The organism is Clostridium sp. D33t1_170424_F3 (assembly GCF_015667585.1).
In the GTDB taxonomy this organism is placed as follows: domain Bacteria; phylum Bacillota; class Clostridia; order Oscillospirales; family Acutalibacteraceae; genus Anaeromassilibacillus.
In genome coordinates this window covers 1-1,301 of sequence record NZ_JADPEG010000037.1, presented here as the reverse complement: position 1 = coordinate 1,301, position 1,301 = coordinate 1, and the positions used below count along the sequence as shown (strand labels likewise).

Here is a 1,301-nt window from a genome sequence, read left to right as displayed (position 1 = left end):
GGAGTAACTTTGAAAGTGCGGCCCGGCAGCGTGCATGCTCTGATGGGAGAGAACGGCGCGGGAAAATCGACCTTGATGAAATGTTTGTTCGGCATATACCATGAAGATGGCGGAGAAATCATCTTCGATGGAAAGAAACGCACCATAAACACATCCAAGGAAGCTTTGGATCTGGGAATCTCGATGATCCACCAGGAACTGCACCCGATCCGATTCCGCCCGGTCATGGAAAACATCTGGCTGGGACGGTTCCCGATGCGCGGCATCGCGGTAAACAAAAAGGCGATGGTCAAGCAGACAAAGGAACTGTTTAAAGAAGTAGACCTGGACATCGATCCGGAGGTAATGGCGGGGACGCTGTCTGCATCCAACCTGCAGTTGGTGGAGATTGCGAAGGCCGTCAGCTATAACTCGAAGATAATCATCATGGATGAGCCGACGTCGTCCCTGACGGACAACGAGACGGAGCACCTGTTTAAAATTATACGGCAGCTGCAGTCGAAGGGCTGCGCGATCATCTACATCTCCCACAAGATGGAAGAGATTTTGAAGATCTCGGACGAAGTCACGATCATGAGAGACGGCCAGTATGTAGGCACATGGCCGGCGAAGGAACTGACGACGGACCTGATCATCAACCGCATGGTAGGACGAGACATGACGAACCGGTTCCCGCCGAAGACATACACGCCGGGAACGGAAGTGGTGCTGAAGGTGGACGATATCTGTTCGCCGCTGCCGAAGTCGTTCCAGCATGTGTCGTTTGACCTGCACAAGGGAGAGATTCTGGGCATCGGCGGTCTGGTAGGCGCACAGCGTACCGAGATGGTCGAGGCTTTGTTCGGTCTGCGCGAGATCGCGTCCGGCAAGGTGGAGAAGGACGGCAAACCGTTCCACATCAAGTCGGTGCGCGACGCAAAGGCGCATGGACTTGCCCTGCTGACGGAAGAACGCCGTGCAAGCGGCGTGTTCGGCATCCTGTCGATCGAGGACAACACGGTCATCGCGGCGCAGAAGGACTTTGCGAGGAATGGCGTGCTGCAGGAAGGCAAGCGCTACAAGGCGGCAAAGGAATCGAACGAAAGCATGCGCACGAAGACGCCGAGCATGGAAGAGCTGATGCAGAACCTGTCCGGCGGCAACCAGCAGAAGGTGCTGATCGCCCGCTGGCTGCTGACGCATCCGGACATCCTGATTCTGGACGAACCGACGCGCGGAATTGACGTCGGTGCGAAATACGAAATCTACACCATCATGCACGACCTGATCAAAGAGGGCAAATCGATCATCATGATCTCCTC

At 55.6% G+C, this 1,301-nt stretch carries 1 protein-coding gene; it reads left to right on the top strand.

Annotation, left to right across the window (positions count from 1 at the left end):
• The coding region (locus tag I4V53_RS13820) for a sugar ABC transporter ATP-binding protein (protein WP_195986275.1) at positions 1–1,301 on the top strand (1,301 nt) is incomplete at both ends.